At 43.0% G+C, this 6,770-nt stretch carries 7 protein-coding genes; 1 reads left to right on the top strand and 6 read right to left on the bottom strand.

Translation table 11 applies throughout. From position 1 onward, the window contains the following. Positions 1 to 4: 4 nt before the first annotated feature. The 6 genes from ADF75_RS00110 to ADF75_RS00135 all read right to left on the bottom strand — a co-directional run bounded on the left by ADF75_RS00110 (position 5) and on the right by ADF75_RS00135 (position 5,701). Complete coding sequence (locus ADF75_RS00110) at positions 5 to 1,168, bottom strand: SIS domain-containing protein (RefSeq protein ID WP_048788703.1); 1,164 nt, start codon at positions 1,166 to 1,168, stop codon at positions 5 to 7. Positions 1,169 to 1,265: 97 nt separating this feature from the next. Further along, the gene (locus ADF75_RS00115) at positions 1,266 to 1,670 is read right to left on the bottom strand and encodes a PTS sugar transporter subunit IIA (protein WP_006595284.1); all 405 of its coding nucleotides are present in this window, start codon (positions 1,668 to 1,670) and stop codon (positions 1,266 to 1,268) included. An 11-nt stretch (positions 1,671 to 1,681) separates the two neighbouring features. Further along, positions 1,682 to 2,500, bottom strand: a complete 819-nt coding sequence (locus ADF75_RS00120) for a PTS system mannose/fructose/sorbose family transporter subunit IID (protein ID WP_006595285.1) — start codon at positions 2,498 to 2,500, stop codon at positions 1,682 to 1,684. Then, positions 2,487 to 3,401 (bottom strand): PTS mannose/fructose/sorbose/N-acetylgalactosamine transporter subunit IIC, encoded by a 915-nt coding sequence (locus ADF75_RS00125; protein ID WP_006595286.1) that lies wholly within the window; start codon positions 3,399 to 3,401, stop codon positions 2,487 to 2,489. The genes ADF75_RS00120 and ADF75_RS00125 overlap by 14 nt, the downstream gene beginning before the upstream one ends. A 39-nt stretch (positions 3,402 to 3,440) precedes the next feature. After that, a complete protein-coding gene (locus tag ADF75_RS00130) occupies positions 3,441 to 3,917 on the bottom strand; it encodes a PTS system mannose/fructose/N-acetylgalactosamine-transporter subunit IIB (RefSeq protein ID WP_048788704.1) in 477 nt (158 codons plus the stop codon). Continuing rightward, positions 3,914 to 5,701 (bottom strand): glycoside hydrolase family 35 protein, encoded by a 1,788-nt coding sequence (locus tag ADF75_RS00135; RefSeq protein WP_048788705.1) that lies wholly within the window; start codon positions 5,699 to 5,701, stop codon positions 3,914 to 3,916. Before ADF75_RS00135 ends, ADF75_RS00130 begins: the two co-directional genes overlap by 4 nt. A gap of 131 nt (positions 5,702 to 5,832) precedes the next feature. On the opposite strand from ADF75_RS00135, the gene ADF75_RS00140 reads away from it, so the two are divergent. Beyond that, positions 5,833 to 6,549 (top strand): GntR family transcriptional regulator, encoded by a 717-nt coding sequence (locus tag ADF75_RS00140; protein WP_006595289.1) that lies wholly within the window; start codon positions 5,833 to 5,835, stop codon positions 6,547 to 6,549. The last annotated feature ends 221 nt before the right edge of the window (positions 6,550 to 6,770 follow it).

A 6,770-nucleotide genomic window follows, 5' to 3' on the forward strand; every position in this document is an offset into this window, starting at 1 on the left:
CATTCTAGTGAAAAGGGTGAATCACCACTCCTTGTACAACCCGATTGACGGTACCGGTTGGTGATGGCGTGTCTGGACGATTTTGAACCTTGAGCGAAGTCAAGAGAGAAATCAATTGACCATAGATAATGTATGGGAAGGCACGGTAGATATCCAGTGAATCGGCTGAAGATGCTACCAAAATTTCTCGTACATGCTCAATGCCTGCAGCTTGGTCCGTCAAGAGGACGACCTGACGGGCAATCTGATCTCCGGCTACTTCTCCAACCAAATCTAGATCGTACTGGCGTGTATAAGGGGCAATCGATCCAAATACCAAGACGAGAGTCTGATCATTGATGAGGGATTTCGGACCGTGACGGAAGCCGACAGGACTCTCGTACATGGTCGCGATTTTACCGGCAGTCAATTCCAAAATCTTTAGCTGAGCTTCATGAGCGAGCCCAAAGAAAGGTCCTGCCCCCAAATAGATGACGCGCTCGAAGTCTAAGTCTACAACTTCCTTAACCTCGCGATCTTTTTCCAAGACCTGTTCTGACAGGTGAATCAATTCTTCTACTCGTTTTGCCTTGATTGCTTCCTCACTTGGATCAAAGACCAAGAGGGCTGTCAAGAGCATAGAGGTAAAGCTGGAGGTCATGGCAAAGCCGGCGTCGTTGGTTTCTTTCGGCTGTAAGAGCAAGAGATTGCGCTCATCTCCGTGAGCCTGCTGAGCCAGCTTCCCTTCTTCCGCACAGGTAATGGTGATTTGATAGAGTTCATTGACCAAGTCTTGGGCCAGCTGCACGGTTGCGACACTTTCTGGGGAGTTGCCACTTCGTGCAAAGGAAACCAAGACAGTTGGTACTTCTTTTTTGAGATAGGTTTGTGGATGCGCCACGATATCTGTCGTCGCAATGGATTGGAAATTCCAGTGACGTTCATCGTGCACTTCCTGCAAATACGGAACCAAAGTATCCCCCACATAGGCTGAGGTCCCTGCCCCTGTCAAGATGACCTTGATGTAGCCATGACGCTTCCCAATAGCCTCCAAAAACTCTTGGATTTCTTTTGCTTTCTCTTGATAGAGACGATAGGTCTCTTTCCAAACTTCCGGTTGCTGGTAAATTTCGCGTGTCGTAATTTCAGCCCCCAGTTCCAGCAGTTCTTCTTTTGTATAATCTAGCATGCTTCTCCTCTTTTCTACCCGCCTTATAAGCGGTAAGAGGCCGAGACAATTGTCCCAGCCCCATTCCGAATGTTCAAGCGGTTTTCGCTATCGTATTTTACTCATCCTCGTCGTCATCAAAGTTGGATAAGAGATCATTAACCTTCACGATGCTTTCTTGTGCACGCGCTGGATAAGCTTCTTCTCCTCCGACCAGGCTGTTATTAATAAATTCAATTACCATTGGCAAGTTCATCCCTGCATAGAGGTCAATGGCGCGCCCTTCAAGAATCAGACGGCTAACCGTATTACAAGGAGTGCCTCCCAAAAGATCCGCAAAGACGATGTAGTCCTCAAAGTCTGCAACACAGGCTTCAAACTTGGCTGTAAACTCCTCAGGACCTTCCTCTGGCAAGAGGGCCACGGCATGAATGTTGTCTTGTGGTCCCATAATCATTTCTGTGCTGGCCTTGAGCTCTTCACAGAAGCGACCATGACTGACCAATACTAGGTGTTTTGCCATACCTTACTCCATTATGCCATTCCAAAGAAGAAGTGGCCAAATGCTGAGAATGCGATTGCTGCAAGGATGATGAGCAAGATAGCTTTTGTAGAGTTCATACCCTTTCGTCCAAGCAACCAGTAGATTACACCTGTGATGATAGCTGGTACCAAACGTGGGAAGATAAGGTTGAGCATATCTTGAATTTCAATCGCTTTGTCCCCAATGTGTGGAGTCCAAGAAACTTCAACACCAATCATGCTGGCAATCAAGGCACCAACCATGAAGATACCCAGAACGGCAGCTGCATCGATCAAAGCTGTCAAGGTACTTTGCATGTTGTTGATGAGGTTAACCCCTTCTTTATAGGCAAATTCCAATTGTTTCCAACGGAAAATGTCATAAGCAACTGCCACAGCGATCCACAATAAGATACCGGCTGGGTTTCCTGCAACAGCCAAAGTTGCTGCAATTGAACCCATAATAGCTGGCACCAATGATCCAAAGATTGAGTCTCCAAGAGGGGCAAATGGTCCCATGAGACCTGTCTTGATCCCGTTAACCGCATCTTTCGATTTCACACCATCTTTTTCTTCCAAGGCCAAATCAAAACCAGTGATAATAGTGTGGAAGAATGGTGAAGTATTGAAGAATTGCGTATGCAATTTCATCATTTCTTTCAATTCTGGAGTGCCATCACCATACATTTTACGCAACTGAGGTAAAAGCATATAAAGGTAACCAGAAGCCTGCATCCGCTCATAGTTCCAACCCAATTGGAAGGTGAAGAGGCTACGTTTGTTGATTTGTTTAAAATCTTCTTTTGTTAGTTTGTAATTAGAATTCGTCATCTTCAATTTCCCCGCTTTCTGATTCAGTTACTGGAGCAGCTACAACTGTACGTTGGCTGTTTTTGAAGTGTTGTACTGCAAGGAAGATACCGATAATGGCAATACCAATCATAGATACAGATTTGAAGTTGTTTGTGAAGGCAACCATTTGTTCTTTTGGAAGTTTTGCAAAAGCATCTGTTCCAAGCATTGCTGAAACGGCGTTACCAACACTTTGAACATTGCTATAAAGCACTGTCAACATTGCTGTTAAGCCAAAGCCAAGTGCTAAGTAGTGAAGGTTACGACGAACAGGAAGGTAGCGAAGCAAGATCGCAAATCCAAGACCTGGAAGCATTTGACCCGCAAGTTTCAGACCGTTTGCCAACCATTGTACATTAGCAAGACCTGTAACAACAGTTTCTACGAAAGCTCCACCAAAAGCAAGAGCGAAGAAAACTGGGAGAGCTCGAGAAAGAGCCCAAGGAATCGCTCCAAGAAGGTAGTTGCGTTCGATACCTTTGTAGTCAAAGCGGTCGATTGCAGCATCTACACGGTGAGCGAAGTAAGTTGTAGTCATACGACCAAGAATATCAAAGTAGGTCAACAAAGTTGCTACCGGCACAGCGATTGTAGCAATAGCAAGCTCTGCATCAATCCCTTGTGCTACTGAGAAGGCAGTCGCAAGAACGGCACCAGAAGTCGCGTCAATACGAGAAGCTCCACCAAAAGTACCAACACCGAGTACTGTCAATTGAAGAGAAGCTCCGATAAAGAGACCTGTCTTTAAATCTCCCATGACAAGTCCAGTAATGAAACCAGCAAAGACTGGTGATCCTGCTGATGAAACAATCGTCAACTCATCACAGATTTGATAAGCTGAGTACAAAGTAAGTAGTAAAATTTGCCACCATTGTATCATGACAATTTCCTCCTAAAATTTTTCTTTTTTATTTATAAACTATTTGAGCAACTTCAAGAAGTCTTCAACTGGATCATTTGGAACCATTTGAGCAGTTAACTTAACTCCTTTTTCAGCTAGCTTGTGGAAAGCTTCCACATCGGCATCCACTACGTTGATCGAACGAGTAATCGGACGAGTCTCATCTGATTGAGACATGTTCCCTACGTTTAAGGTTTCAAGTGGTACACCTGCTTCTACCAAACCAAGGAAGCGGTCTGGCTTGCGGGCTACGATGAAGAGACGTTGGCTGTCATATTTTCCAGCCAAGATATTTTCTGCAGCCTTTGCCACTGGCAAGATACTAAGCTTAACACCAGGTGGTGTCGCTAATTTCAAGCCACTTTTTTCGATATCATTTTGAGCGACTTCATCATCGATCACCATGATACGTGAAATATTAAGTTTGGTAGTCCATAGGTTGGCTACCTGCCCGTGGATCAAACGTCCATCGATACGGCATCCTACAATAGTCATAAGTTTTCCCCCTTTACTTCTTTGAATGTAGGTTGTGAAACAAGTTTTAAGGTCTCCTTCCAAGTGCCCTCTGTCTCAAAGACGAGGATCTCATTTTCCCCATCTTTGAGAAAACCATGAGGGATGTAGAGGGAGAGTGTTGGACCGACTTCCCAGAAACGACCGATATGGTGGCCATTTACAAGAACGATCCCTTTTCCAAATCCAGTCATATCAAGGAAGGTATCCTCAACCTGATCTAGATGAAAAGCAAATTGATAAAAAGCTGGTTGACCTTCTTGCCATTCTTTCGAAAAATCCAAGCGATCCAGCTGGCTAAAATCAAGCGCATATTGTTTCCAATGAAGCTTGAAATGAAGATCGATACAAACTCCTGTTCGGATTCCTTTTCGTTGGGTGTCCGCTAAGAGTTTGTGCCCATAATTGACTCTTCCCATGTTTTCGATCAAGAATTTTAGGTTTGTAATCGTTTTCTTTTCTCCGTTTAAAAAAAGATCTTGACCGATTTCTTCTTGGTATTGAGTGGCAATCAACTGATCATTGGCATAAACCTGCACCCGATCACGCGCATCGATGATACGCAAGCGCTCTTCTTCCGCATCCATTTCCACTTCTGTCTCATAGAGCAGATAGCCTAATGGGTGGTCGATTTCTTCCATGGTCTGTGGGTAAAGACTTTCTGTGACTTGAGCAATCTCGTTTAAATTGCCGAACAAACTAGTCTTTTGGGTCAACTCCAATGTTCGTTCAGATAAACTCGACTTCACAAGTGGTTCTGACTGTGGATACTCTGGATAGTAGGTCTTCATCATCTTTTTGACTGCATCGTACTTAGGAGTCGGGTTGCCCTGCTCATCTAAGAGAGCGTCATAGTCATAAGATGTTACTTGAGGTAAATCCACGGTCCCTCGCGCTGAGCAACCGTTCATAAATCCGAAGTTGGTCCCACCATGAAACATGTAGAGATTGATAGAGCCTTCTTGTAAGACCTCATGGACTGCTTCTGCCAACTCTTCTGGATCTCGCTTGATGATGGGTTCTTTCCAACGATTGAACCAGCCATCCCAAAATTCCATACACATGAGTGGCCACTTTTTGTCATGCTCCGCAAAGAACTCTTTCATCTGAGAGAAATTGTAATTTGCTCGCGAACCAAAATTACCGGTTACAAAGAGTCCATCCTCAATCAAAGTCCCTGCTCGAAGAGTCGCCCTCCAAGGTCCATCAGAAGTAAAGAGTGGACAGGTAATGTCCCGCTCGATCATTAGATCTCTGATCGCCCGAAGATAGGCTTTGTCTTCGCCGTAAGAGCCGTATTCATTTTCTACCTGCATCATGAGGATATTGCCCCCACGATCCAATTGGTACTTGGCCACACGTGGCAGGAGTTCGTCGTAATAGCGAGCCACTTCCTCGAGAAAGGCCGAATCTGATGAACGAATCCGAAGGTCTTCTTCGATTAACCAGGCTGGCAAGCCCCCAAATTCCCACTCCGAACAAATAAACGGTGATGGACGGAGGATCACATACAGATCCAACTCTTGAGCCACTTGGATAAAGTGCTCCAGGTCCAAATTCCCTTCAAAGTGAAAATGGCCTCTTTGCGGCTCATGAGCATTCCATGGAACATAGGTTTCAACAGTATTGAAACCTAGAGCTTTTAGGTTATATAAGGAATGATACCAATCCTCACGATCGATCCGAAAATAATGAATTGCACCAGATAAAATCTTAAAAGGTTGATCATTTAAATAAAAATCTTCACGGATTTCAAATGCCCCCATACTGAGAACCTCCTTCTAAGAAACCCTTTTCATTTATTAATATAATATATTAACGAAAAAATGTCAACCACTTTCAAAAAAATATGTTAAAATAATATTAACAAGAGATATCGAAAAAAGAGGTGAAGTACATGGCAATCCCAAAATACCAACACATCAAAGATGATTTGAAGCAACAAATTATCTCAGGTAAATTTGAAAATGGAGATAAATTTTACACAGAAGCCGAGTTGATTAAGATTTATAATGTTAGCTCGATTACTGTTGTTCGTGCTTTGAACGATTTGGCTAGTGATGGATACATCGTCCGCCAACAAGGAAAAGGAACCTTTGTTTCGCGCGCTAGAAAACACAAGCTGGTTGAGTTTTCAGACGTTGAAACCTTCCCTATCCAAAAAGCGACCGTAAAAGTTCTCTCTATCAAGCGTGGCAACGCACTGAACATCTTGGATAAACTAGGACTTGCTCCAACTCAATTCTATTATAAGATTGATCGGACCCGTCATATTGGTGAAGATACTTATATCTACCACCAGACTTATGTCCCAGAGCAATATATTAACCCAAATTATCCGAGCTTAGATTACTATAGTTCGATTTATGATCGCTTTAAAGAAGATTATCATATCCATATGAATGATGAACACTTTGAAGAAATCAATGATATTGTATTTCCAACACCAAGCAAAATCGCTTCTGTGTTGAATATCGATGAAAACTTCCCAACTGTTCGTCAAGTGAAGACGACAAAATTGGAAGCGACCGGTCAAATTCTCGAATATAGCGAAACCTATAAACGCGGCGACTACTATAAAATCAAATTTATCTCTTGTGATCGTGATCATTGATCATTCAAAGTCTGGGGTTTGGCCTCAGACTTTTATGATACAAATTATAGCATGAAAAAATAGTTCCTAAAACATGTAAAACGAATAATCTATAATTAGTGATAGACTTCCTATAAATAGTTTAATCAGTCAAAATTTATTATGATAAATTCCGTGTCTAGAGCACCTAATATCGGCAAAGAAAAAGAGAGTGGGACAGAAATCGGTAATTCGTTAGAATT

Origin of the sequence: Streptococcus sp. 1171_SSPC, assembly GCF_001069335.1 — a bacterium.
Taxonomy (GTDB): domain Bacteria; phylum Bacillota; class Bacilli; order Lactobacillales; family Streptococcaceae; genus Streptococcus; species Streptococcus xiaochunlingii.

Coding starts and splice junctions, on each gene's coding strand:
- ADF75_RS00110 (WP_048788703.1), bottom strand. CDS start 1,168: ATGCTAGATTATACAAAAGAAGAACTGCTGGAACTGGGGGCTGAAATT.
- ADF75_RS00115 (WP_006595284.1), bottom strand. CDS start 1,670: ATGGCAAAACACCTAGTATTGGTCAGTCATGGTCGCTTCTGTGAAGAG.
- ADF75_RS00120 (WP_006595285.1), bottom strand. CDS start 2,500: ATGACGAATTCTAATTACAAACTAACAAAAGAAGATTTTAAACAAATC.
- ADF75_RS00125 (WP_006595286.1), bottom strand. CDS start 3,401: ATGATACAATGGTGGCAAATTTTACTACTTACTTTGTACTCAGCTTAT.
- ADF75_RS00130 (WP_048788704.1), bottom strand. CDS start 3,917: ATGACTATTGTAGGATGCCGTATCGATGGACGTTTGATCCACGGGCAG.
- ADF75_RS00135 (WP_048788705.1), bottom strand. CDS start 5,701: ATGGGGGCATTTGAAATCCGTGAAGATTTTTATTTAAATGATCAACCT.
- ADF75_RS00140 (WP_006595289.1), top strand. CDS start 5,833: ATGGCAATCCCAAAATACCAACACATCAAAGATGATTTGAAGCAACAA.